This is a genomic window from Micromonospora sp. LOL_013 (assembly GCF_048060315.1).
Lineage (GTDB): Bacteria > Actinomycetota > Actinomycetes > Mycobacteriales > Micromonosporaceae > Micromonospora_E.
In genome coordinates this window covers 1-22,927 of sequence record NZ_JBHMIQ010000013.1, presented here as the reverse complement: position 1 = coordinate 22,927, position 22,927 = coordinate 1, and the positions used below count along the sequence as shown (strand labels likewise).

At 70.8% G+C, this 22,927-nt stretch carries 24 protein-coding genes and 1 tRNA gene; 17 read left to right on the top strand and 8 right to left on the bottom strand.

The annotated features are described in order from the left end of the window. The first annotated feature begins 3 nt into the window (after positions 1-3). The 5 genes from ACFHWS_RS10645 to ACFHWS_RS10625 all read left to right on the top strand — a co-directional run bounded on the left by ACFHWS_RS10645 (position 4) and on the right by ACFHWS_RS10625 (position 6,593). Entirely contained in the window at positions 4-1,257 is a 1,254-nt protein-coding gene (locus tag ACFHWS_RS10645) for a glycosyltransferase family 4 protein (RefSeq protein ID WP_416554490.1), read from the top strand. A 225-nt stretch (positions 1,258-1,482) separates the two neighbouring features. Continuing rightward, positions 1,483-2,964, top strand: coding sequence for an O-antigen ligase family protein (locus ACFHWS_RS10640; protein ID WP_416568106.1), 1,482 nt, complete (start codon positions 1,483-1,485; stop codon positions 2,962-2,964). Between the two features lie 17 nt (positions 2,965-2,981). Beyond that, entirely contained in the window at positions 2,982-4,130 is a 1,149-nt protein-coding gene (locus ACFHWS_RS10635) for a Wzz/FepE/Etk N-terminal domain-containing protein (protein WP_416568105.1), read from the top strand. Beyond that, on the top strand, positions 4,099-5,745 hold the full coding sequence (locus tag ACFHWS_RS10630) for an oligosaccharide flippase family protein (protein ID WP_416568104.1): 1,647 nt from the start codon (positions 4,099-4,101) through the stop codon (positions 5,743-5,745). The genes ACFHWS_RS10635 and ACFHWS_RS10630 overlap by 32 nt, the downstream gene beginning before the upstream one ends. Then, positions 5,742-6,593 carry a sulfotransferase gene (locus tag ACFHWS_RS10625; protein ID WP_282231720.1) on the top strand — a complete coding sequence of 284 codons (852 nt, stop codon included), beginning with the start codon at positions 5,742-5,744 and terminating at the stop codon, positions 6,591-6,593. Before ACFHWS_RS10630 ends, ACFHWS_RS10625 begins: the two co-directional genes overlap by 4 nt. A 414-nt stretch (positions 6,594-7,007) precedes the next feature. On the opposite strand, the gene ACFHWS_RS10620 is transcribed toward ACFHWS_RS10625, so the two are convergent. Continuing rightward, the gene (locus tag ACFHWS_RS10620) at positions 7,008-7,616 is read right to left on the bottom strand and encodes a TetR/AcrR family transcriptional regulator (protein WP_416554499.1); all 609 of its coding nucleotides are present in this window, start codon (positions 7,614-7,616) and stop codon (positions 7,008-7,010) included. 55 nt (positions 7,617-7,671) lie between these two features. Here ACFHWS_RS10620 and ACFHWS_RS10615 point away from each other — a divergent pair, with 55 nt between their 5' ends. Both ACFHWS_RS10615 and ACFHWS_RS10610 read left to right on the top strand, forming a co-directional pair. Then, a complete protein-coding gene (locus ACFHWS_RS10615; protein ID WP_416554501.1) occupies positions 7,672-8,496 on the top strand; it encodes an SDR family NAD(P)-dependent oxidoreductase in 825 nt (274 codons plus the stop codon). Next, the gene (locus ACFHWS_RS10610) at positions 8,493-8,936 is read left to right on the top strand and encodes a nitroreductase family deazaflavin-dependent oxidoreductase (protein ID WP_416568103.1); all 444 of its coding nucleotides are present in this window, start codon (positions 8,493-8,495) and stop codon (positions 8,934-8,936) included. The genes ACFHWS_RS10615 and ACFHWS_RS10610 overlap by 4 nt, the downstream gene beginning before the upstream one ends. 38 nt (positions 8,937-8,974) lie before the next feature. On the opposite strand, the gene ACFHWS_RS10605 is transcribed toward ACFHWS_RS10610, so the two are convergent. Beyond that, positions 8,975-9,166 (bottom strand): hypothetical protein, encoded by a 192-nt coding sequence (locus ACFHWS_RS10605; protein ID WP_416568102.1) that lies wholly within the window; start codon positions 9,164-9,166, stop codon positions 8,975-8,977. Between the two features lie 156 nt (positions 9,167-9,322). On the opposite strand from ACFHWS_RS10605, the gene ACFHWS_RS10600 reads away from it, so the two are divergent. Beyond that, the gene (locus tag ACFHWS_RS10600) at positions 9,323-10,132 is read left to right on the top strand and encodes an XRE family transcriptional regulator (protein ID WP_416554507.1); all 810 of its coding nucleotides are present in this window, start codon (positions 9,323-9,325) and stop codon (positions 10,130-10,132) included. A gap of 214 nt (positions 10,133-10,346) precedes the next feature. Continuing rightward, a complete protein-coding gene (locus tag ACFHWS_RS10595) occupies positions 10,347-11,294 on the top strand; it encodes a DUF559 domain-containing protein (protein ID WP_416554509.1) in 948 nt (315 codons plus the stop codon). On the opposite strand, the gene ACFHWS_RS10590 is transcribed toward ACFHWS_RS10595, so the two are convergent. From ACFHWS_RS10590 to ACFHWS_RS10580, 3 genes are read right to left on the bottom strand one after another with little or no spacing between them, the layout of a single operon-like run. Beyond that, positions 11,295-12,773: a hypothetical protein gene (locus ACFHWS_RS10590; protein ID WP_416568101.1), complete on the bottom strand. Its 1,479-nt coding sequence runs from the start codon at positions 12,771-12,773 to the stop codon at positions 11,295-11,297. After that, on the bottom strand, positions 12,770-13,576 hold the full coding sequence (locus tag ACFHWS_RS10585) for a sulfotransferase family protein (protein WP_416554513.1): 807 nt from the start codon (positions 13,574-13,576) through the stop codon (positions 12,770-12,772). Before ACFHWS_RS10585 ends, ACFHWS_RS10590 begins: the two co-directional genes overlap by 4 nt. Before the next feature lie 18 nt (positions 13,577-13,594). Next, positions 13,595-14,557: a hypothetical protein gene (locus tag ACFHWS_RS10580; protein WP_416554515.1), complete on the bottom strand. Its 963-nt coding sequence runs from the start codon at positions 14,555-14,557 to the stop codon at positions 13,595-13,597. A 275-nt stretch (positions 14,558-14,832) separates the two neighbouring features. Here ACFHWS_RS10580 and ACFHWS_RS10575 point away from each other — a divergent pair, with 275 nt between their 5' ends. The 4 genes from ACFHWS_RS10575 (at position 14,833) to ACFHWS_RS10560 (ending at position 19,447) form a co-directional block, all read left to right on the top strand. Next, positions 14,833-16,068, top strand: a complete 1,236-nt coding sequence (locus ACFHWS_RS10575) for a glycosyltransferase (RefSeq protein ID WP_416554517.1) — start codon at positions 14,833-14,835, stop codon at positions 16,066-16,068. After that, entirely contained in the window at positions 16,065-17,174 is a 1,110-nt protein-coding gene (locus tag ACFHWS_RS10570) for a sulfotransferase family protein (RefSeq protein ID WP_416568100.1), read from the top strand. Before ACFHWS_RS10575 ends, ACFHWS_RS10570 begins: the two co-directional genes overlap by 4 nt. 4 nt (positions 17,175-17,178) lie before the next feature. After that, complete coding sequence (locus ACFHWS_RS10565) at positions 17,179-18,084, top strand: sulfotransferase family protein (protein ID WP_416568099.1); 906 nt, start codon at positions 17,179-17,181, stop codon at positions 18,082-18,084. Between the two features lie 352 nt (positions 18,085-18,436). Then, complete coding sequence (locus ACFHWS_RS10560) at positions 18,437-19,447, top strand: sugar phosphate isomerase/epimerase family protein (RefSeq protein WP_416554523.1); 1,011 nt, start codon at positions 18,437-18,439, stop codon at positions 19,445-19,447. A 116-nt stretch (positions 19,448-19,563) separates the two neighbouring features. On the opposite strand, the gene ACFHWS_RS10555 is transcribed toward ACFHWS_RS10560, so the two are convergent. Next, a complete protein-coding gene (locus tag ACFHWS_RS10555; protein WP_416554525.1) occupies positions 19,564-19,926 on the bottom strand; it encodes a hypothetical protein in 363 nt (120 codons plus the stop codon). A 345-nt stretch (positions 19,927-20,271) separates the two neighbouring features. Here ACFHWS_RS10555 and ACFHWS_RS10550 point away from each other — a divergent pair. The 3 genes from ACFHWS_RS10550 (at position 20,272) to ACFHWS_RS10540 (ending at position 21,067) form a co-directional block, all read left to right on the top strand. Continuing rightward, positions 20,272-20,344, top strand: a tRNA-Asn gene (locus ACFHWS_RS10550). A 58-nt stretch (positions 20,345-20,402) separates the two neighbouring features. Continuing rightward, on the top strand, positions 20,403-20,642 hold the full coding sequence (locus ACFHWS_RS10545) for a hypothetical protein (RefSeq protein WP_416568098.1): 240 nt from the start codon (positions 20,403-20,405) through the stop codon (positions 20,640-20,642). Beyond that, complete coding sequence (locus ACFHWS_RS10540; RefSeq protein WP_416568097.1) at positions 20,630-21,067, top strand: hypothetical protein; 438 nt, start codon at positions 20,630-20,632, stop codon at positions 21,065-21,067. The genes ACFHWS_RS10545 and ACFHWS_RS10540 overlap by 13 nt, the downstream gene beginning before the upstream one ends. Positions 21,068-21,135: 68 nt before the next feature. On the opposite strand, the gene ACFHWS_RS10535 is transcribed toward ACFHWS_RS10540, so the two are convergent. Both ACFHWS_RS10535 and ACFHWS_RS10530 read right to left on the bottom strand, forming a co-directional pair. Next, positions 21,136-21,300, bottom strand: a complete 165-nt coding sequence (locus ACFHWS_RS10535; protein ID WP_416568096.1) for a hypothetical protein — start codon at positions 21,298-21,300, stop codon at positions 21,136-21,138. A gap of 5 nt (positions 21,301-21,305) precedes the next feature. Further along, a complete protein-coding gene (locus ACFHWS_RS10530; protein ID WP_416568095.1) occupies positions 21,306-22,040 on the bottom strand; it encodes an NAD(P)-dependent oxidoreductase in 735 nt (244 codons plus the stop codon). 114 nt (positions 22,041-22,154) lie between these two features. On the opposite strand from ACFHWS_RS10530, the gene ACFHWS_RS10525 reads away from it, so the two are divergent. Next, entirely contained in the window at positions 22,155-22,835 is a 681-nt protein-coding gene (locus ACFHWS_RS10525) for a TetR/AcrR family transcriptional regulator (protein ID WP_416554533.1), read from the top strand. The last annotated feature ends 92 nt before the right edge of the window (positions 22,836-22,927 follow it).

Below are 22,927 nucleotides of genomic sequence, written 5' to 3'. Positions count from 1 at the left end.
ATCGTGGCCGTACCCCACCAGGTGACCGGTGGTTCGCATCCGGTCGACCAGCATGGTGTCGAACCGGGAACGGAGCACCGGCGGCTGCGGATAGCCATGATTGGCCAGAAGGGGATGCCCGCGACGTACGGCGGGATTGAACGTCACGTCGAGGAGTTGGCCAGCCGGCTGGCCGCTCGGGGACACGACGTCACCGTGTACTGCCGGCCCAGCTACGGGTCGGTGCCGATGGACCGGTATCGCGGCGTACGGCTGCGCCAGGTGCGAACCGTGGCCAGCAAACACCTCGACGCCATCGTGCACTCCACCACCTCGACCCTGGCCGCCATGCGTGACCGGCCGGACATCGTCCATTACCACGGTCTCGGCCCCGGCCTGGTCGCGCCGCTGCCCCGCTACCTGGCCCGCAGCAAGGTGGTGCTCACCGTGCACGGCCTCGACCAGCAGCGGGCCAAGTGGAGCCGGCTCGCCCAGACGGTGCTCGGTACCGCCCACTGGCTCAGCGGGTACGTGCCCGACGCCCGGGTCGCCGTCTCCCGCGGTCTGGCCAACCACTACCAGACCAGGTTCGGCAGTTCGGCCAGCTACATCCCGAACGGAGTCGGCATCCCGCGCCAGGTCCCGGCCCGACAGATCGGCCCCCGCTTCGGCCTCACCCCCGGCCGGTACCTGCTGATGGTCGGCCGTCTCGTGCCGGAGAAATCGGCGGATCTGCTGGTCCGCGCATTCCGCCAGGTCGACACCGACCTGCGGTTGGCCATCGTCGGCGGATCGTCGTTCAGCGACGACTTCGTGGCCCGGGTACGCGCCGAGGCCGTCGACGACCCTCGGGTAGTCTTCACCGGCTTCGCGTACGGCGATCTGCTGGCCGAGCTCTACTCGCACGCCGCCGCTTTCGTCCAGCCGTCCCGGCTGGAAGGGCTGCCGCTGACCCTGTTGGAAGCGGCTTCCTACGGATTGCCGGTGGTGGCTAGTGACATCACCCCGCACGTCGAGGTGCTCGCCGCCGACGGACCCGGTCACCGGATCTTCCGCGATGGTGACGCCGACGATCTGGTCCGCGCGCTGCGCCAGCTGGCCGCCGATCCGGACGCGGAGCGCATTGGCGCAAAGGCCTTGCGTGACCGGGTCGGCGCCGAGTACACCTGGGACGCGGCCACCGCCGAGCTGGAAGCGCTGTACCTGAATCTGCTGCCGGCCCGCAAGCCGCAGCTGATCCGGCCCCGCCGCCAGCCCCGCAGCGAACCGGACGGCTGATGGCCGGCCCCGGCGTGTCGGCCTATACTGCCTCGTTGCGGATCCAGCTAGATTAGGCCGGCCCACCGGCGAACGGCGGTGGGCCGGGCCGGCCCACCGGGACGGCGGATCGACCTCCGTCCGCCCCGACCCGGGGCCGGTGGCGGTCCGGGTATGCGGCGCGGCTCGACCCGACAACGGGCGAAGCGGGACAACTGGCAAAGCGGGACAGTGGATCGGCGTGCGGTGACCAGACGACAGCGGGAACCCCGGCCAGCGGGCCGGCTGCTCAGCGTGCTCGCTGCGGCCGCCGCCGCGGCCGTCGCCGTTGCCGTCGGCCTGGCACTCGCCGCCGGTGACCGGCGCGGTGTGGTGCTGCCTGTCGCCCTCGTCGCCGGAGCCGCCGTCGGGGTGCTGGCCATCACCCGGTTCTCCGGGTACGTGATCCTGATGCTCGCCGTGCGTCCGCTGCTGGACGTGGTCAAGCTGAGCGGACCGACCGCCGGCCGGACGGACACCGACCAGGCGTCCCGGCTGAGCGACCCGTCGACCATGGTCGCGGTGCTCTTCCTGCTCGCCGCCGGGCTCTGGCTCGCCGCCCAGTTGCGCCGCAGCGGCCGGTTGCGCGGCACCCCGCTGGGCTGGGCGATGCTGCTGGTCGGAGCGACCGCGCTGGTCAGCGCGCTCGGCGCGAACCGGCCGACGCCGAGCCTGCTCGAGGCGATGCGGATCCTGACCGTGGTGGTCATGTTCGTGGTACTCGAACAACTGATGCCCGACCGGGTGGCGGTTCGGCGGATCCTGATCGCCTGCTACGGCTCGCTGGCCCTGGCGCTGCTCTACACCGTGCTGGTCAGCGCCTTCGGGCAGGTGCCGTCCGAGGTCAAAGGCCAGTTCATCAGGGTCAGCGGCCCGTTCAGCCAGTCGACCACCTTCGGCCGGTACCTGATGTTCATGATCGTCTTCGGGTTCGCGATCTACCGGTTCCTGGCCCGTCGCGCCCAGGTGGTCCTCGCCATACTGCTCGGGCTTTCCCTGGCTTTCCTGATGCTGACCAATACCCGTTCGGCGATCCTCGGCGCGGCGCTCGGGCTGATCGTCGTCGCGGTGCTGCACCGCAGCGGTCGGATGCTCGCCACCCTGCTGGTCGTCGCGGTCGCCGGGGTCAGCCTGCTGCCCTCGGTCGGGGGCCGGTTCGCCCAGCTCGCCGAGGACCGGCCCACCGGCGGCGGGCCGACCGGCAACACCCTGCAGTGGCGGGTCGACTACTGGGCGGAGATCGTCACCCTGGCCAACCGCAACCCGGTAACCGGGATCGGGCCGAACATGACCCAGCACGAGACCTTAGAGGCGAAGAAGCCGCACAACGACCTGCTGCGGGCGTACGTGGAGACCGGTCTGGCCGGGCTGCTGGCCTACCTGGCGATGCTGGTGCTGCTGCTGTACACCGCCCGTACGGCGTTGCGCCGCGCCCCGCCGGACAGCCTGGAACGCGGCGCCGCGGTCGGTTTCGCCGGCTGCGCGGTGGTGTTCATCGCGGTCAGCCTCGGCTCCAACGTCATCTCCAACGTGGTGACGCTGTGGTACTTCGTCGCGTTCGCCGCCGCGGCCAGCGCCATCGCCCACGGGCGGGCCACCCCGGCCGTCGGCAACCCGGACCGCGGCCTGATCGTTGACCCGTCTACCCCACCGGCCCGGTCACCACGTTCGGCCGCCGGACAGTACTGAACACCGACAAAGCCGGCATGAGTAGGAGCCACAGCGTGGAGATCGTCGACTACCTGCGCATCGCGCGCCGGCGGCTGTGGCTGCTGGTCGGTGTGCCGGTGCTAGCTGCGGGCGCGGCCGCGACCCTGGTGCTGATCGCCCCGCAGCAGTACACCGCTATGGCGTACGTGGCCGCCCCGGCTCTGGTCGGCGGCACCGCAGCCCAGCAGTTCACCGGCAACCAGGCGGCCAACCAGTTCGCCGCCGCGTTCAGCGCCGCCGCCACCTCCCCCCGCGTGATCGACGAGGTCGTCGCCGACACCGGCGTGGCCGCCAACCGGCTGCGGTCCGGGCTGGTGGTCAACCAGGTTGGCGTGAGCAGCCAGATGGAGATCACCTTCACCTCGCCGGACCGGGCGACCGTCTCACCAGTGCTAACCGCGACCGTCGAACGCGCGCTGGCGTTCCTCTTCTCCTCGCAGGTCGCGATCGCCACCGAGCAGGTCGCCGCGGCCAGCGCCGACGTCGCCGCCGCGACCGCCGCGATCACCGCCTGGGAGAAGGAGAACAAGGTCACCCAGCCCGACAAGATTTACCAGGCGACCCTCAACGAGATGGCGAGCCTGCGCCAGCAGCGCCTGCAGATGCAGGCGGTCGGCAACGGCCGCGGCGCCGACGCCGCCACCGAGGCGATCAAGGCCGGGCAGAAACAACTCGACACCATCGGCCCGAAACTGGCCGACTATCAGGCGCTGATCGCCCAATGCGACGCCGCCACCGGCGCGCTCTCCTCGGCCCGGCAGGGCCTGCAGTCCGCCCGCGCACAGGTCCAGGCCGCCGACCCGGCGGAGGTGGCCAGCATCGGCGCGGTCCGCGCGGTCTCTCGTACCACCAGTCTGATCAACACCACCGTCTCGGTCGCCGGCGCTGGTCTGCTGCTCGCCGTCATCCTGGTCGCGATGCTCGAGCTACTCGCCCGCAACCGTGCCGGTGAACCCCCGGCGTCGTCGACCGACAGCCCGAACCCGCCGCCCGGCCCCCGCCCGACCGGCGGCGACGAGACCCGGGAGATCCCGGTGGCCCGGGCCGGCCGGGTTGGTCGGGCCGCGCCGGTCGGTCAGCTGTCCCAGGCCGGCGGCCGGGTCTACGGATCCGATGGCCCGCTCGAACCGCACCCGGGGCGGTGACGTGACGGCCGAGCCGCCCCCGGCCCCCGCCGCCAGCACCCCGTCGGGCCCTGACTCCGGCGATCAGCACATCCGCGGGATGGCCCGGGGCGGCGGGCTGAACCTGGTCGGGGCGATCCTCAATCAGGGTGCGGTATTCCTGGTCATGCTGCTGCTGGCCCGCTTCCTAGGGATCAGCGAGGTCGGTCAGTACGCCCAGTGCTACGCCGTACTGGCCCTGCTCAGCCTGCTGTCGCTGTCCGGGTTCCGGGCCGGGCTGACCCGGTTCGTCGCCGTACACCTCGCCGACGACGACCCGGCCGCGATCCGTGGCACCATCCGGCTCGGCCTGGCCATCTCCGCCGGCTCGGCGACCGCGATCGCGGTCGCGCTGGCCGTGGCCGCCCCCGCGTTGGCCGCCGCGCTGCACGACCCTGGCCTGGTCACCGGGCTGCGCCTGGTGGCGTTGACCCTGCCGGCGCTGACCGTCTGCGAGGCGGCGCTCGCCGCCACCCGGGGCTGGCGCACCCAGCGGCCGTTCACCCTGATCGGGCAGATCTACGAGCCGGGTACCCGGCTCCTACTGACCGCGCTGGCCCTGATCCTCGGCGCCGGCGTCACCGGCAGCTACTGGGCGCTGGTCATCGCCGGCTGGTCGGCCGCGTTGCTGGCCCTCGGCGCGCTGGCCCGGCTGATGCGCCGGGTCGCGCCGGGCCCGGTCGTCTACCGGCCCCGGCAACTGTTCAGCTTCTCCACCGTGAGCTGGGTGTCGTCGCTGTCGTCGACCGGCCTGATCTGGGTCGACACCCTGATGCTCGGCTTCTTCGCCAACGACGAGATCGGCGTCTACAACGTCGCCACCCGGCTGGTCACCGTGGCGATCTTCGTGCTGGCCCCGATCAACGCCGCGTTCGGGCCGTACCTGGCGTACCTGCACCACCAGGGGCGGGCCGACGAGGTACGCCGGATCTACGGCGCCGCCACCGGCTGGGTGGTGCGGCTGTCGCTGCCGGCGTTCGTGGCGCTGCTGGTCTTCCCGGAGAGCCTGCTGACGGTCTTCGGCGGCGGGTTCGCCGCCGGCGCTGCGGTCACCCTGGTCCTCGCGGTCGGGCAGTTGGTCAACGCGGCCACCGGGCCGTGCGGCACGGTGCTGAACATGTCCGGCCGGGTGGCGATCAACATGTACGACAACATCGCCGCGCTGTTGCTGAACATCCTGCTCAACCTGTGGCTGATCCCGGCGTACGGGATCATCGGCGCGGCGGTCGCCTGGGCGATCTCCCTGGCGGTGGTCAACGTCGCCCGGGTGCTGCAGGTGCGGGCCCTGATCCACGCCGTGCCGGTGACCGTTGGCATGCTCAAAGGGCTCGCCGCCGGGCTGGTCGCGCTGGCCGCCGGGCTGGTCGTCCGGCTGCTGCTGCCCGGCTGGCCGGAGCAGTTGCTGGTCGGGCTGCCGGTGGTGGTGACCGTCTACGTGGGCGTCGTGCTGGCGCTGGGCCTGAGCCGGGAGGACATCATGGTGCTGCGTACCCTGCGCCGGGGTGGCCGGCGCGGCGGGGTCGGCCGTCCCGGCGGGGCGGACGGCCCGGACCGGCCCGGTGCACCGGTGGCGAACCTGGAGGAGGCGGCACGATGACCGGCAACCGGGGGACCACCGACCGGCTGCGCCGTACGGTACGCGGGGCGCGGGCCTGGGCGCGCACGATGGTGCCCGGCCAGCTGGGTGCCCTGCCGGACTTCCTGATCATCGGTGGACAACGTTGCGGCACCACCTCGTTGCACCACTATCTCGCCGCCCATCCGCAGGTGCGCCCGGCCACCGGCAAGGAACTGCAGTACTTCAGCATCCACCACGGACGCGGGGAACGCTGGTATCAGGCGCACTTCCCGGCCCGCCCGGCCGGGGTCCGCAGCTTCGAGGCCAGTCCGTACTACCTGTTTCACCCGAGCGTGCCGGCCCGGGTCGCCACCGACCTGCCGCAGGCCCGCTGCATCGCCCTGCTGCGCGACCCGGTCGAGCGGGCCTACTCGCACTACCTGCACACCCGCTCGTACGGTGCCGAGCCGTTGTCGTTCGCCGACGCGGTCGCCGCCGAGGAGCGGCGGCTGGCCGACGCGCTGCGCGACGGGCCGGGCAGTCCGGCCGCGCACACCGCGCTGCGCAACCACTCGTACCTGGCCCGGGGCCGTTACGCCGAGCAGTTGCAACGCTGGTACGCCGTCCTACCGGCGGATCGGCTGCTGGTGCTGCGCAGCGAGGACATGTACGTCGACCCGGCCGGCGTCTACGACCGGGTGCTGCGCTTCCTTGACCTGGATCCGTTCACCCCGGCGGGGTTCGCCCAGCACACCCGGCGCACCGACCAGGGGCCGGGGGAGCTGACCGACGAGCTGCGCGCCCAGCTCGGCAGCTACTTCGCCCCGCACAACGCCGACCTCGCCGACCTGCTCGGCTGGCCGCACACCTGGTCGCCCCGGAGCTGACCGACGCTCGATCGCGGCTCCGCTGATGCCGGCCGGGGCCTGCCGTCGGCTGAGACACTGGGTGTCTCCGGCCAGAATGGCGGTTGTCCGTTGCCGTCTCGACCCCGTGAGCCGCTGGGTGCCGCTGCCTCCCTGCTGCTCGTGTTCTGCGGGGTAGCGGCGGTTTTCTGCTCCCTTTGTCGGACGGCCGCGTGCTTGGAGTTCCGCAAGGATCCGCTGCAGCAATCGGGGGAGCGGGTGTTCGGGCTCACCGGCCGGGTCTACTCGGACATCACCGCCAGGGCGGTGTCCTGCCCGTAGCGACCTCGGAGCAGCCGCCCACCGCTTCATGATCACATGACGAAAGTTCGGCCGACACGCCGACAGGCCCCCAGCAGAGCATCAAGTGATCATGATCCGGCGGCAAGGCCAGGTTCAGGAACCGTCGGCTGGTGCACGGGTGAGTACGCCGTGCAGTACCTGGTCGGTGAGGTGGTCGCGGAACCGGGTGTCGGTGGGGTCGGCCCCGGCGACGGACCGGCCGAGCACGGCGAGCAGCAACGCGCCGAGGACGGCGTTGGCGGTGTCGGCAGCGTTGGCGATGTCTGCGACGGTGACTGCGCCGTCTGTGTCGGCCTTTGCTTCGGCGAGGAGTTCCCGGAGCGGGCCGGCGATCCATCTGTCGTTGGCGGCCATGACGTCGGTCATCCGGCCGGTGGAACCGAGGGCGCTGAGCAGGCCGGCGCAGATCCCGGGGTGCTGCGACAAGTAGCTGGCGAGAGCCGCCACCATCGCCCGTAGTCGCCGCTCGGGCGGGTCGGTGGGGTCTACCGACGCCTGTACCGCCTCGGCTCCGTCCTGGGCGTGCGCGGTCAGCAGGAACGCGAGCAGGTCGTCGCGGCCCGCGAAGTAGTAGTACAACGTCGCCCGCGACGCCCCGACCATGCCGGCGATGTCTTCCAGCCGGGGCGCGGGGTCGCCGTGGAGCACCTGCTCGCTGACGTCGAGCAGGCGTCGCGCGAGGTCAGCCGGAGGGGTCTTCACGTTGACACAGCCTATCCGCTTGTCCTGGATCAGAATCCAGACTACAGTCTAAATCATGGTTGAAATCAGATCCTACGGCCCGTGGGCGCTGATCACCGGTGCCTCATCCGGCATCGGTGAGGCGTTCGCCGAGTACCTCGCCGCTGCCGGGCTGCACCTTGTCCTGGCGGCCCGATCCACCGACCGGCTCGAGATCCTCGCCACCGCGCTGACCCGTGCCCACGGCATTAGTTGCCGGGTGGTCACCGTCGACTTCGGCAGGACCGAGGCCGCTGTCGAGCTCGTCGACGCGACCGCGGATCTCGACGTCGGCCTGCTGGTCTCCAACGCGGGCACCGGCCAACCCGGACCACTGCTCGACCAGGACCTCGGCGACCTGCACCGCCGGCTCACCGTCAACGCCACCACACACCTGGATCTGACCCACGCCTTCGGGCGGCGGTTCGTCGCCCGCGGCCGAGGCGGCATCATCCTCGTGTCGTCACTGGGTGCGGTGCACGGGCTGCCGAACATGGCCCACGAGAGCGCGGCCAAGGCCTATGTGCTCAACCTCGGCGAGGCCCTGCACCACGAACTCGCCGCCGCAGGCGTGGCCGTCACCGTGCTGTTGCCGGGCAATGTCGACACCCCGATCATCGACGCCCTCGGCATCGACCGGGCAGCCATGCCGATCCGGCCCCAGCCGGTCCAGAACGCCGTACGCGAAAGCGTGGCCGCGTTCCTGCGCGGTCGGCCCACCCACATCCCGGGCCGGTCGATGCGGATCATGACCCGGCTGCTGCCCCGGACCCGGTCCATCCGCCTCAACGGCCGGATGCTCGGCCAGGCCGCCCGCCGCCTCGCCGAACGGGAAGCCACCACCACGGTGGCCCCGTCGTGAACGCCGCTGCCCTGCCCGCCGGGGTGGAGCGGGTCAGCCGGATCCCGTACCGGCTACTCAGCTGGGGGGTGCCGATGGGGCCGCTGACCCTGCTGCGTACCCAGGGCCGGCGCACCGGCCTGCCGCGTACCGTGCCGGTCGTCACGCTGCGGCACGCCGACCTCGACTGGCTCGTCTCACCGTTCGGTGCCACCCAGTGGGTGCGCAACATCCGCGCCAACGGCCACGCCGAACTCGGCCGCGGACACCGGCTCCGCACCGTCGGCCTCGTCGAGGTCGACGGCGAGACCAAACTGGACGTCCTGCATCGCTACCGCCGCGCGTTCGGGTTCATCCCGTTCGTCCGGCAGGCCTTCGACGCCACCCCCGGCGACGGTCCGTCCGGGTTTCGCACCGAAGTGGACCGCCACCCGGTCTTTCTCCTCCAGCCGCGCGGCTGACCCGCTCACTCGCTGGCGAGGCCCCCGCGCCGGTCGCATCAGCCACAGGGGCGGAGTACGTAGACAGCCGAACTGCCTGATCCACTGTCCAGTTCGGCTGTCTGCAGGTCGGTCACCGGTATGTTGATTCGCTGTCCAGTTGCGCCGCTGCCTGCGTCGGCCCACACCTCGACCGTCCCGCTGGCGGGTAGCTGCCGTGGCCCGATCACCAGGATCTGAACCTCTGCCATCGCATGTCTCCTGCCTGCTCGCGCCGGCGGTCGCGCCGGCTGCCACGAAAACAAGGATGTCGCCGAATTGTCGCCCCGCGCGACGGCTTCCATGGGACGACGTTCCGGCGACCTGCAGGGCGACATTCCGGCGACACAAGGGCTACGATCACTCGCATGACGACCACTCCGAACGCGACGTTGCGGGCTGTGCGGATGGGCCTGCTGATGAGTCAGGACGACTTCGCCCGCGCGCTGCGGCAGGCAGGGGATCGCGCCGGAATGCCCAACGATGCGAACAAGCGCCTCGTGCAACGCTGGGAGGCTGGGGCGATCACCTCGCCCCGTCCGGCGTACGCGCGTGCCCTGGAATCGGTCACCGGCCTGCCGATCAGCTCGCTCGGCTTCACTGTGGCGGTCCCGCATGCCCGCAGCGCCGACGCCGGCGAGGATGGTGCCGGCGGCCGGGGTGGCGAGGGCGGGGACGAAGCTCGGGGTGCTCAGGTGCCGGCGACCGGGCAGGCGTCCACCCCGGTGCCGCGCGGTGGCCCTGCCCCATGGACCGCGCCGACCGGCAAATACTCCGGAGTGTGGCTGTCCCGGTACGAGTATCACAGCTCGGGTCGTGGTGCCACGTTCACCGGTCGGCACTATGTCGTGCTGCTGCAGCACGGTGACCGGCTCACCGTGCGCAGTCTGCCCAACTCCTCCGATGCGCCGCTCACCATGGACCTGACCGTCGACGGCAATGTGGTCACCGGGACCTGGATCGAGCAGACCGCGCCGCAGGGCTACTACCGCGGCGCCCGGTACCATGGCGCGATCCAACTGCTGGCCGAGCCTACCGGGCGTCGGCTGACCGGAAAGTGGATCGGGTTCGGCAAGGAGATGGAGGTCAACACCGGCCCGTGGGAGCTGGTATTCCAGGATGCCAGCACGAACAAGGCGACTCTGGCCGCCTACGACCGTCGGCCCGATCCGGAGTAGCAGCCCGCTGCCTCATGATCAGTAGCTGCCCTTCATGATCAGATGACGGAAATTCGGCCGACACGCCGGTGAGCGCCCAGCAGAGCATCAAGTGATCATGGTCCGGTAGCGCGTCGCCGAGGAACCCGCCACCTGATCCACAGTCGAGCAGTTGTCCACAGCGTGGCTCTACCTGGGTCGTCTGATGGCTTAGGTCGCGGCATCGTAGCCGGGCATGAACGAGGTGATCGAGGAGTTGTGCCGGCGCAGCGGCGGTGTGGTGACCCGTCGCCAGGCCCTTCAGATGGTGCCGCGCTGGGCGCTGGACGACGCGGTACGCGCCGGTCGACTGCGGCGCGTTCTGCCGGGCGTCTACGTCACCACCGAGTTGATCGACGACGACCGTGGCGGAGTGTCGTCGATCCAGTTGCTCGCACCGCAGCTGCGTCGGCATGCGGTGCTGGCCCACGCCGCCGGTCGGGTCGCGTTCAGCCACACCACCGCACTCGATCTCTGGGGGCTGCGCCAGCAACCCACTGCCGAGGTACTGCACCTGACGGTGCCGATCGGCGTGGGAATTCGCAGCCAGGCCGGCCTGACCGTGCACCATCGACCGGCGTTCACCGTCGGTCCGCCGCAGGTGGTGGTACGCGACGAGGCGCCGGTGACGCGGCTGGAACGGAGTCTTGTCGAGTCCTGGCCGCTGCTGCCGGCCGCCGACCGGCCGGCTCCGCTGATCCGGGCTGTCAACGACAGGTGGACGAACGCGGACCGGATCTGCGCAACTCTCAATGAGCTGCCGCGACTCACCGACCGGGCCGCGTTGCGGACGCTGCTGGCGAAGCTCGCCGCCGGCTGCCGCAGCCAGCTGGAGATCTGGGGCCACGAGCACGTCTTCGTCGGTGCCGGGATGCCCGAATTCCAGCGGCAGTATCCGGTCCGGGTCGGCGGCCGCACCATCTACCTGGACGTGTACGCCGAGCGGGAACGGATTGACTTCGAGCTCGATGGAGCCGCCTCGCACGGCAGCCCTGCCCAGCGTGAGATCGATCTACGGCGTGACGCGTTGCTGGCCACTGTCGGCATCCAGGTGGTGCGGTTCGCACACCGCCGGCTGGTGACCGAGCCGCGGCAGGTCCGCCGCGAGATCCTGACCATTCTCCACCGCCGGGGGTACGGCTGATCAGTCGACGTCGGCGAGGATCGACTCCGGGGTGCCGGTGGCGCGCAACAGCACCGGCCGGTCGGTGACGGTCACCTCGGCCGCTGTCTTGGTCGGCGAGGCGCCGGCCGGCCCGGCGTGCAGGCTCGGCACCGCAGACACCCGTACCGCGTCGTTGACCTCGCCGGACCAGACGACCAGGGTGCTCTCCTCGCCCTGCTGGAACGCGACGCCGATCAGCCCGTCCCGGCGGACCGGAGTGACGGTCGCACCACGGGCCGCCACCGCCAGGCTCTCGAACATCCGGCCAGCCTCACGTTCCGTACCATCGGGGTCGAGCAGGCCGTAGCGAACCTCGCTGCCGGCCCGGTTGTTCGGGCTGTAGCCCAGCGGCAGCCACATCACTTGTCGGATACCGCCGGCCAGCAGCATGGTGGAGACCTTGACGACCTCCTCGGCCCGGCTGACGTCGTCGCCGTCGCCGTCGCGCCAGAACTGCCCGACCTCCCACGCCTCGATCGGCACGTTGACCGGGTTCTGTGCCGCGACATAGTCCAGCAGCGCCGGTACGCCGTCGAAGTGCTCGTAGTAGTGCACCTGACGTAGCTGCACCACCCCGTCGTCGATCAGCTGCTCGGTCGCGGCCAGGAAGGCGACGTTACGTACGTTGGTCTCGTTGTCGAGCGCGGTCCGCAGCGTCTCGATCGTGTCCACTTCGGGGATCTTGCGGCCCCGGGTGCCGATCCGCCGCTGGAAGTACGCGTTGTAGGCGGCGATCGCCTCGTCGTTGCGGCCGGCTTGGACCAGCCGGTCGACCACCCCGAAGCCGTACGCGACACTGCTGATGCCGGAGTCGACGACCACCGCGTCCGGGTTCGCGGCGTGCACCGCCTCAGCGGCGGCGGTGGCCAGCTCGACGTACTCCGCGGGGGTGCCGCGCCAGTACTGCGGGGCGTTGACCTCGTTCTCGATTGCGTACTGGCGGACGCCGTAGGGCGTGTAGCGGCGCACCACGTCACCGACGAACTGCCGATAGGCGGCCATGTCCAGCGGCATCGTCGACTCGGTCTTGTTGGCCTGACCGCGGACGTGTTCCGGGGTGCCACCGGTGGCCCAGCACATCTCGGTCCGGATCTTGATGTTCAGCGCGATGCCGAGTACCCGGCTGCGCTGGGCAATCTGGTCCAGGGCCGACCAGTCCTGTTGCCCCTGGGTCGGCTCGATGCTGCACCAGCTGATCTCATGGTAGGTGGCGGACCCGGACAGTTTGCGCAGGTACGGGAGGAACTCGTCGTACCGGTTCCAGTCCCAGTGCGCGCCGAACGGGTGGGTGTCCTCGGGGTAGGGCGGCAGGCTCGGCAGCGGCGCGCCGGTCGGCGGCACCGGTGGCGGGGTGGTGTCCTCGTCGGCGCTGGTGCAGCCGGCAAGGAGCAACAGCCCGCCGAGCGCCGCCGCCACCCAGCGCCGGGCCACGGTGTCCGGCCGCGTCGCAGTGTTCATCGGTAACCCAGCTCGCGCAGCATCCGCCCGGAGAAGACCGCGACGAGCAGCCGCAGGAACGGGTCCAGCTCCCGGCGGTAGCTGCCGACGCGGGACCGGTAGATGGCCGAGTCGGTGCCGGCGGAGGCACGGCGTCGGTCCGCCTCACTGGTGTACTTTCCGGCCACGTCATGCGGTTTGTCGACGTAGTCGAGCACGCCTTCCTCCCACGGTTCGCCGAGGAACTCGAACAGCGCGCGCATCGACTTCTCCGGCTCACGTACCGCATCCTCGTAGCGCAGCTCGTGGTAGCGGTCAGCCGGCAGGGTGGCACCCACCGCACGAGCGGTACGAATGTAGCGCGGCCACTTGACCACGCACTTCACCGCCGACCAGTACCCGAACCGTTTGCGGTGCGAGACCACCACGTCGCGGCCGTCTCGAATCACGTGCACGATCTGCGCGTCCGGGAAGACCTCGGTGACGAAGTCGAGCGAGATCGCGTACAGCGGGGTCTTGTCGGCCCACCGGGCCTTGCCCCGGCCGGTGGCGTAGTCGGCGTGCACGCCGCCGAAGAAGTCGGCGATGCGGCGCAGCCAGTCCTCCCGGGTGAAGCCGAAGCGGGCCAGTCGCTCCCAGTCGGAGCCGACGATGCGTCGCAGGTCCGGCAGGAACCGGGTCTCCGGTCCGCAGGAGATTCGGGAGTGCGAGTCGAGCACCAGCCGCAGGAAGGTGGTGCCGGAGCGCTGGCAGCCCACCAGGAAGATGGGCGCCGTCGGCAACTGCGTCACTTCGGCGGTGGCCGGCGCGAGGGCTTCAGCCATGGTCGGTCCTTTCCACGCTCACCGGGCACGCCGGTCGGTGTCGGCTTGTCGAGGTGGGGTGGTGGGGGACTGCGGGCGGCCGCTGGCGGTCAGTCGGGCGGTGAGTTCGTCGCAGAGCGTACGGACCGCCGGGTCGATCGGCAGCGGCTGGCGGGCGGGGGTACGAGGGGCGATGTGCGCGGACAGGTCGGGGCGGTAGGCGATCCCGAGGAAGTCGCACAGCCGGCTGATCTGCCCGGCCGGATCGGCGATCAACGCGTCGTACGAGCTGAGCAGCACGTCGTCGCGGCGGTTTAGGCCGAGGCGGAAGTAGAGGGTGTTCCGGACATACCAGAAAAGAGCGGCGGCGGTGTGCCGGTCCATCCGTCGGTAGTCGAAGCCGTGGATCAGCTCGTAGGTGTCCGCGTCGAGGCGCTGGCCCTGCCAGCGACGGCCGATGGTGCCGTCGGCGATGGCGGCGAGCGCCCGCAGGTTGGCGTCGCCGAACTTGGCCACCTCGGAGCGGGCCCGGTTGTCGACGTCGCGCCAGGCCCAGATCGCCCGACCCGGCGCCATCCCGGGCAGGGCGAGCAACTCGTCGACCCGGTGGCTCTCACACAGCGGTTTGACCAGGACGTACGCGTGTCGGCTCCGGTTCACCACGGTGGTCAGCACCGCGTCGTCGCGGAGTTGAAAACGATGGAAGACCCGCCGGTCGCTTTCGTTGCGGACCTCAAACTCGCCGATGTTCTCCAGCCCGCGGACCAGCATGTTGGTGCCGGACCGCTGCAGGCCGACCAGGTAGACCGGGGTGGCCTGACCACGGGGTACGCCGTGCTGGTGTCGCCAGCGCAGCTTGGTCCACGCGGTGGTGACCCGGTCGACCGGGTTGAGCCGGTCCTCCTCGACGAGGCGGCGGAGTCCTTCGGTGCGGAACCATCGGGCGTGCCGGGCGATTCGCCGCGCGGTCCAGGCCAGGGTGGAAGGCTCGTCGTTGTTCACCGGTCCTCCTCGGGTACGTCACCAGCCGCTGTGGCCAGGCTGGGGCGAGGTCGGGCCGCGGTCAGGCTACTCACGGATCGGGGCGAAACGCCAGAACGCAGGCTGGTCAGCCACACAAGATCATCCGATCAGCTAGTTGGCGATTCGGTACTGGACTAACCCGGCGTGGGTGCATAGCGTGAGGCAGCAGCCAGGGCGGGAGCCCTGCGCCACCATAACCGGGTGGCCACACCCCGGTATCGAGCGAGCGGGCCGGACTGATGCGTGTCCTCCATGTGAACAAGTTTCTGTACCGTCGGGGTGGCGCTGAGGGGTATCTGATCGACCTCGCCGATCTGCAGCGCGCCGCCGGGGACGAGGTTGCGTACTTCGGGATGACCCACCCGGACAACGACGGGCCGTTGCCGTACGCCCGGCACTTCCCGCCGCACGTCGAGTTGGAACCGGCGCCGCGCGGACTGCGCCCCCGGCTGGCCGTCGCCGGTCGGATGATCTGGTCGCCGGCGAGCCGCCGCGGCCTGACCCGGGTGATCGAGGACTTTGGGCCGGACATCATCCACCTGCACAACATTTACCACCAGCTGTCTCCGTCGGTGCTCGCCGCCGCCCGCGACGTCGGGGTGCCGTGCGTGCTGACCATGCACGACTACAAGCTCGCCTGCCCCAGCTACCAGCTGCTGGACCGGGGGAAGGTCTGTGAGGCGTGCGTCGATGGAGGTCCGCTCCACGCCGCGCGGCGCAGGTGCAAGGATGGATCGGCAACCGCCAGTACGCTACTCGCTGTGGAGTCGTGGATACACAGAAAGTCACAGGCATATGGTCCGGTCGGGGTGTTCGTCAGTCCCAGCCGGTTCCTCGCCGACGTGATGCGCCGAGCCGGCGTCTACCCGGACCGGCTCCGGGTGATCAACCACTTCGTGGACACAGCTGCCGTGGCGGTGAAGGACTCGCCGGGCGGGGGAGTGGTCTTCGCCGGCCGGATCTCCGCTGAGAAGGGGGTGGACACGCTGGTCGAGGCGGCCGCCCGGCTGCCCCGGCAGGTGCCCGTCCACGTGGCCGGCGACGGCCCCGCACTGCCTGCGGTCCGGGCCCTCGCCGACCGGGTGGCACCCGGCCGGGTGCGGTTCCACGGCCGGCTGGACAAGTCCCGGCTACACGACCTGATCAGGTCCTCGGCGGCGGTCACGGTGCCGTCCCGTTGGCACGAGAACCAGCCGATGGCGGTGCTCGAGGCGTTCGCCTGCGGCGTGCCGGTGGTCGGCACCGACCTTGGTGGGCTGCCGGAGCTGATCAGTCCCGGCGTCGATGGCGAGACCGTCCCGGCCGACGACCCGGCGGCGCTCGGCGACGCGCTGGGCAGGTTAATCGCCGATCCGGACCGGGCGTACGCGATGGGCCGGGCCGCCCGGGACAAGATCGACCGTGACTTCACGCCCGACCTGCACCTGAACCGGCTCCGCGACGCCTATCTGGCCGCGGCGTTGACCGCCCCGGCCGGAACCCGACGATGACCGGTACGCCCCCTGCTGCCGGTACGCCCTCTGCCGCTGGCGCGTACGGCCCGACGAGTCCTCCGGTCCGGGTGCTCTACCTGGCCGGCAGTGGTCGCAGCGGCAGCACCCTGATCACCACCGTCCTGGGGCAGCTGGACGGCTGTTTCGCCGCTGGCGAGCTGCGCTACCTCTGGCAGCGCGGGATGGTCGACAACCGTCCCTGCGGCTGCGGCGCGCCGTTCAACGCGTGTCCGGTCTGGCAGGCGGTCACCGCCGAGCTGGCAGCTGCTGCTGGTCCGGCATTTGCTGCCGGCTCGGCGGCCGCCGGCATAGCCCGACGACTGCGGACCAGGCTGCGGATGCGGGACCTGCCAGCCATGCTGCGCCGGGCCGGCGCAGGCCGGCGGGCCGTGCCGCACCACGCCGACGATGCCGCGATCGCAGCGGTCTATCCGGCGGTCGCCCGCCAGGTGAGTCGTAGCGGCGACGGGCCGGTGGTGGTGGTCGACTCGTCGAAGCTGCCACCGTACGGTGCGTTGCTGCGTGACCTGCCCGGCATCGACCTGCGGGTGCTGCACCTGGTTCGGGACCCGCGCGGCACCGCCTTTTCCTGGCGCCGTCGGCGTGGACTGGACGGCGCGGCGGACCGCAAGCTGATGAGCCGCCCGCCGGTGTGGAAGGCGGCTCTGCTGTGGCGGGTGTGGAACGCCGCCACCGCACGGTTCTTCGAAGCCGCCGGACCCGACCGCTACCTGCGGATCCGCTACGAGGACGTGGTTGCCGACCCGGCCGGTCAGCTACGCCGGATCGCGCTGTTCGCCGGGCTGGATCCGGCCGGGCTGCCGGTGGACGCCGAAGGCCGGGTCACTCTGGCCCCCACCCATTCGGTGGCGGGCAACCCAGCGCGGCACCGTACCGGAGCGGTCCCGGTCAGCGACGACGCAGAATGGGTCTGGGCGCTGCCCGGCCGGTCGTTCGCGGTGGTCACCGCGGTGACGCTGCCGCTGCTGCGCCGCTTCGGCTACCCGGTACGGCGTCCCGCAGCGCCCCCGGCCCCGGCTGTGCCTCCGGCCAGGACCCAGGGCGGGCCGGTCCCGGCCACGACACCGAGCAAGGAAGGCTGACCCGATGCTGTCCGTCGTCGTGGGTACCGGACGGTGCGGATCGACCCTCGTCCAGGAGATCCTGGCCCGGCACCCGGCCGTCGGCTTCGTGTCCGGGCTGGACGACAAGCTGCCCCGGCTCAACCTGGCCGGTCGCCGCAACGGCCGGCTTTACCGCCGCTCGACGCCCCGGCCGGCCGGTATGACCTCGCTCGGGCACAGCCGTCGCCTGCTGGAACGCGGCCGGCTGCGAGTGGCGCCGTCCGAGGCGTACCGGCTGATCGACCGGCAGGTGATGGCCGGCTACTCCAGGCCGTGCCGGGATCTGCGGGCCGACGACCTCACCCCGTACGTGGGCCAGCGGCTGCGCGCCTTCTTCGACCGCCGGGTCGAGCGGCAGGGCTGCCAGGTGCTGCTGCAACACGTCACCGGCTGGCCCCGCACCGGTTGGCTGCATGCCGCGTACCCGGATCTGCGGGTGGTCAACGTGGTCCGCGACGGGCGGGCGGTGGCCAACTCGTGGCTGCAGATGGGCTGGTGGGACGGCTGGCGTGGGCCGGACAACTGGTTTCTCGGCCCGCTGCCGGCCGACCTGCGGGCCGAGTGGGAAGAAGCCGACCGGTCGTTTCCGGTGCTGGCCGCGCTCGGCTGGAAGATGCTGATGACCGCGTTCGCCGAGGCTCGGGCCAGCCACCCGGCCGGCCAATGGCTGGACGTACGGTACGAGGACCTGCTGGTCGCACCGCGCGACGAGGTGGCCCGGATGCTCGACTTTCTCGGCCTCGACTGGTCGTCCGCGTTCGAGCGTGGCTTCCGCCGGTACGAGTTCCACAGCGGTCGCGGGGCGGCGTACCACCGGGAACTCAGTCCGGAGCAGTTGGCTGCAGTGGACCGGGTGCTGGAGAAGCCGCTTGCCGAGTGGGGTTACTGACCAGCCAGGCTCGTACCCCGCTAGCGTCGTACCCTGTCGGCCTGTACCTCGGCTGCCTCTATCGCGCGGGCCGGCAACCGGCCTAGAGTGGTGCGGGCAGGCCCGTACCCGGGCCGGTGTCCGGGCGGGAGGCGCAACCCGCCCGGTCGGGAAGCGCCGCGCCGCACGGTGACCGTGCCGGGTGCCGCCGTGACCAGCCGGCCGGTGTTCGCTGCCTGCGCCACCGATCGGTGTACCACGACCAGGCAGTTCCACGCCGTAGCTCATCGGGCCGTCACCTCGCACCGGTCCAACCACGCGCCGCACCTGTGGCGTGGGCTGGAATCCCAGTGACGACAACGGGAGAAGGACCATGGCGCGACCCATCACGCTCTTCACCGGCCAGTGGGCCGACCTGCCGTTCGAGGAAGTGTGCCGGCTGACCTCGGAGTGGGGCTACGACGGCCTGGAGATCGCCTGTTGGGGCGACCACTTCGAGGTGGACCGGGCGCTGACCGAGGACGACTACGTCGAACGCAAGCTGCAAACCTTGGCCAGGTACAACCTCAAGGTGTACGCAATCTCCAACCACCTGGTCGGCCAGGCGGTCTGCGACCATCCGATCGACGAGCGACACCAGGGGATCCTGCCCGCCCGGATCTGGGGCGACGGGGAACCTGAAGGCGTCCGTCAGCGCGCCGCCGAGGAGATCAAGGACACCGCCCGGGCCGCTGCGAAGCTCGGCGTCGACACCGTCATCGGCTTCACCGGCTCGTCGATCTGGCATACCCTGGCCATGTTCCCGCCGGTACCGCCGGAGATGATCGAACGCGGCTACCAGGACTTCGCGGACCGGTTCAACCCGATCCTCGACGTGTTCGACGAGGTCGGGGTCAGGTTCGCCCACGAGGTGCACCCAAGCGAGATCGCCTACGACTACTGGACGACCCGCCGCACCCTGGAGGCGATCGGCAACCGCCCGGCGTTCGGCCTCAACTGGGACCCGTCGCACTTCGTCTGGCAGGAACTGGACCCGGTCAACTTCATCCTCGAGTTCGCCGACCGGATCTATCACGTCGACTGCAAGGACGCGAAGGTCCGTACCGGCGACGGTCGGCGCGGCCGGCTCGCCTCCCACCTGCCCTGGGCGGATCTGCGTCGGGGCTGGGACTTCGTCTCCACCGGGCACGGCGACGTGCCGTGGGAGGACTGTTTCCGGGCACTCAACGCCATCGGCTACGACGGACCGATCTCGGTCGAGTGGGAGGACGCCGGGATGGACCGGTTGGTCGGCGCTCCCGAGGCATTGCGGTTCGTCCGTCAGCAGGCGTTCGACGCCCCGGCGGCGGCGTTCGACGCGGCGTTCTCCAGCAGCCGGGACTGACCTGGCCGCCGCCGCACCAGCGGCGGCGACACACCGGTACGACCGTGGGCCGGTCACCCCCGTCAACGGGGGTGACCGGCCCACGCGTACGCCGCGTTCTCGATGGTGTGCCGGCGTCAGCTGGCGCTGCCGCCGGGCCCGGTGCCCTTGCCTGGCTTGCTCCCGGCCGTCGTCGCACCGGTGGACCCGGGCGAGGAGGCCGTGCCCATCCCGGCGTCGGCGAGACTGCTGTCGGGGGTGGTGAGGTGGTCGTGGCCGTTGAGGCGTTCGGCCAGCCGGGTGTGGCTGAGCCGCTCCCGGCCCTCCGCGTAGATCCGGTTGGCCTGAGCTTGCGCCACCCCGGCGGCCTCCTGCACCGTCGGGTGGTCCATCACCTTGCGTGCGTTGAGTACCAGCTCGTCGTACTTTTCCCGACCGGCGCGGGCGCCCAGGACGAAACCCACGGCCACCCCGCCGATGAACCAAAGTTTTCCGCGCATAGCGGCTCCTTCCGTACCTGACCCGGTGTACCCGTCGGCCGTCGGTCCGGTTCGGTGCCGGCTGGCCGATGAGTGACCCGGTCGTGCCTTCGTCATCTGTCCGGTGCTGTCTACCCATCCTGCTCCCTTCTCACGCGTCAGCGCAGACAACTCGGTCTTTTGTCCGTTTCGATAGGTTTCTTATTGGAGCTCGACCGCCGGGCCGTGCCGCGAACCCGGCCGGTCCGAGACGGTGGACCCGTTCGGTCCGGGGCGGCGAACCCGGTCGCCCATCCGGCGCTGGCGTCCTGTACTCTTGTTCCGTCGCTAGGCGGCCGGAGAGATCCGGTACCGGCTACGCAGCGGTCCCCCGTAGCTCAATTGGCAGAGCAGCCGGCTGTTAACCGGCAGGTTTTTGGTTCGAGTCCAAACGGGGGAGCTTTCACGGATGGCCGTCGTGGCGGAAGCCGTCATAGTCGGTGCCGGGCTCACTGGGCTTGCGGAAGCCCGCCGACTCTCCGCAGCCGGCGACGCTGCTCGCCGGTGTCGGCACCCTGCCGGACCGGCTCCGACTCGGTCGGCTGCTGGTGCGGTACGCCCTGGCCGGTCCCGCCGGCTGCTCACCCGAGCGGAGACGATCGGCGATCGAGCCTGGCCTGGTGCGCACCCGTTGCCAGTGGATTATCGTGGCGACCGATCCACCGGCGGCCGCCCGGCTGATCCAGTGCGCCAGCTGACCACCAACTATCATGCCGCCGACCAGCCGCCGGTGGCGGAGACGACCCTGCTGCTCGACGGGCACCGCCGCAGGCCGGTCACGAACACCGTCGTGGTCAGTCAGGCGGCACCGGACCACGCACCGCCCGGTCAGCACCTGATCGCCACCTCCGTTGTCGGTCGAGAGACACCGCCAGAGACAGTCGTCCGGGCCGAGTTGGCACGGCTGTCCCAGACCCCGACCACCGGTTGGTGTCACCTGCGGACGGTGGCTGTCGTCGGCGCGCTGCCGGCGGGAGCGCCGCCGCGTGGCACGCTGCGCGCGCCGGCGCAGGTGGTCGCGACGACCGTCGGTGACGATGGGATACCTGCGGGCGTCCCCGCCGGGCAATCCGGACGCTATCCCGACCACCACGCCGCTGACCGAGTAGGACAGGGATCCTGAGACCGCCGTCGCAGCCCTGTCCGACCTCGGACACCGGGCCGGCGAGCCGGTACGCCGGCGTACCGGCCTCAACCGCGTCGACGTAGCAGCTCGGCTGCGGCGCCGAACCGGATTGTCCGTACCGGGGCACCGGTGGGCGAGGCGCTGCGGCGGGCGATGCGGCGGTCGCGGGACGACGGATCACCGTTGCGCCACTGGGCGTCGTTCGCGGTGGTCGGTGCCGGCTGGGCCACGCCTGTCACTGCGGTAGACCGGCATGGGCGAGGGCGGACGGAGTCAGCCGACCGACGATGGCCGGAGCCTGCCGGATGAGGGTGTCGTCGTCCACGGCCTCGACCATGAACCTGGCGTAGTCGATGCGCCGGGTCAGGTTGCTGGCCAGCACCGGGTCACCCACATGCCGGCTCCACACCGGCAGGCCCTGGCTGTCGCCCTCCTCGAGGTCGCTGCCGCGTACGACGGTCCAGTCGGTGCCGCTGGCGAAGACCCGTTGGCAGGCCTGCACCTGGTCGTCGACGTCCACCACCCGCAGCAGCTTTGCCAGCCAGCCGAAGATCGTCGTGTAGAGCTTGAACCCCCGGGGGTAGACGTCCCGGCCGTCGCGGGTGATGTGCCAACCGCAGGAAAAGATTAGCCGGGCACCGGGCTCGGCGTAGTCGAGCACCGCCTGCGCGGTGCCCGAAGCGTAGCTCTGCACCCCCCACGGCACCAGCACGGTGAGCACAGCGTCGCAGCCGCGCACCGCCCGGGCAATGACCGTACGGGAGTTGGTCGGACCGGGGACCACGGTGATCCGACCGTCGAACTCGGACAGTTTGGGCACGCTCTTCTCACGGCACACGGCGACGACCTCGTACCCGCGCTCCAGCGCGTGCCGCACCATGTACCGCCCGAGCTTCCCGGACGCGCCGACGACGCAGATCCGCCGGCCCGCACCTGGCTGGCCGACTCCGTCGGTGCCGATCGGTTCCATGGTCCCGCTCCTGTCTCTCGAATTCCCCGTACCACGTTTGGCTTACGCTGTAAGGTACAGCCTTGCGGTGTAAGGTTGTCAAGAGGTCCGAGCGGCTGACGGCAGGAGGATCACGTGGGCACAGAGCCAGCCGGTACGCCCGGGAACCGGCGCACCGCGCTCACCAGGGACCTGGTGCTGCGCGAAGCGGTCGCGCTGGCCGACGAGGCCGGCTCGGGGGTGCCGAGCATGCGCCGGCTAGCGCAGCGGCTCGGCGTCGAGGCGATGTCGCTCTACCACCACTTCCGCAACAAGGACCTGATCCTCGACGGAATGGTCGATGTCGTGTTCGGTGAGATTGACCTACCGGCGGACGGGGTCGACTGGTGTGCCGCGATGCGGGACCGGGCGGCTTCGATGCGGGCGGCGCTGATCCGACACCCGTGGGCCATCGGTCTGATGGACTCCCGGACCAACCCCGGCCCGGCGACCCTGCGCCACCACGACGCGGTGCTGGGCTGCCTGCGTGCAGGTGGCTTCTCCATCGCCGGCGCGGCGCACTCGCTCTCCATGCTGGACAGCTACGTCTACGGGTTCACCCTGCAGGAACTCAGCCTGCCGTTCACCTCGTCCGCCGAGGTCACCCAGGTGGCGGGCGCGATCCTGGAGCAACTGCCCCGCGACGAGTTGCCGCATCTCGCCGAGATGATCGTTCATCGGGCGCTGGCACCCGGCTACTCCTATGCGGCCGAGTTCGACGTCGGGCTCGACCTGATCCTCGACGGTCTGCAGCGGCGCCGGGAAAGCTGGCGGTGACCTGTGGGCGGGTCACTGCCGGCACCCCCTCACTGTCCCGCACCGGGTTTGATGGAGACATCGAAACCTGGGAGGAACACCAGCGATGCCCG

Coding starts and splice junctions, on each gene's coding strand:
- ACFHWS_RS10635 (WP_416568105.1), top strand. CDS start 2,982: ATGAGTAGGAGCCACAGCGTGGAGATCGTCGACTACCTGCGCATCGCG.
- ACFHWS_RS10630 (WP_416568104.1), top strand. CDS start 4,099: ATGGCCCGCTCGAACCGCACCCGGGGCGGTGACGTGACGGCCGAGCCG.
- ACFHWS_RS10625 (WP_282231720.1), top strand. CDS start 5,742: ATGACCGGCAACCGGGGGACCACCGACCGGCTGCGCCGTACGGTACGC.
- ACFHWS_RS10615 (WP_416554501.1), top strand. CDS start 7,672: ATGGTTGAAATCAGATCCTACGGCCCGTGGGCGCTGATCACCGGTGCC.
- ACFHWS_RS10605 (WP_416568102.1), bottom strand. CDS start 9,166: ATGGCAGAGGTTCAGATCCTGGTGATCGGGCCACGGCAGCTACCCGCC.
- ACFHWS_RS10600 (WP_416554507.1), top strand. CDS start 9,323: ATGACGACCACTCCGAACGCGACGTTGCGGGCTGTGCGGATGGGCCTG.
- ACFHWS_RS10595 (WP_416554509.1), top strand. CDS start 10,347: ATGAACGAGGTGATCGAGGAGTTGTGCCGGCGCAGCGGCGGTGTGGTG.
- ACFHWS_RS10590 (WP_416568101.1), bottom strand. CDS start 12,773: ATGAACACTGCGACGCGGCCGGACACCGTGGCCCGGCGCTGGGTGGCG.
- ACFHWS_RS10585 (WP_416554513.1), bottom strand. CDS start 13,576: ATGGCTGAAGCCCTCGCGCCGGCCACCGCCGAAGTGACGCAGTTGCCG.
- ACFHWS_RS10570 (WP_416568100.1), top strand. CDS start 16,065: ATGACCGGTACGCCCCCTGCTGCCGGTACGCCCTCTGCCGCTGGCGCG.
- ACFHWS_RS10565 (WP_416568099.1), top strand. CDS start 17,179: ATGCTGTCCGTCGTCGTGGGTACCGGACGGTGCGGATCGACCCTCGTC.
- ACFHWS_RS10560 (WP_416554523.1), top strand. CDS start 18,437: ATGGCGCGACCCATCACGCTCTTCACCGGCCAGTGGGCCGACCTGCCG.
- ACFHWS_RS10555 (WP_416554525.1), bottom strand. CDS start 19,926: ATGCGCGGAAAACTTTGGTTCATCGGCGGGGTGGCCGTGGGTTTCGTC.
- ACFHWS_RS10530 (WP_416568095.1), bottom strand. CDS start 22,040: ATGGAACCGATCGGCACCGACGGAGTCGGCCAGCCAGGTGCGGGCCGG.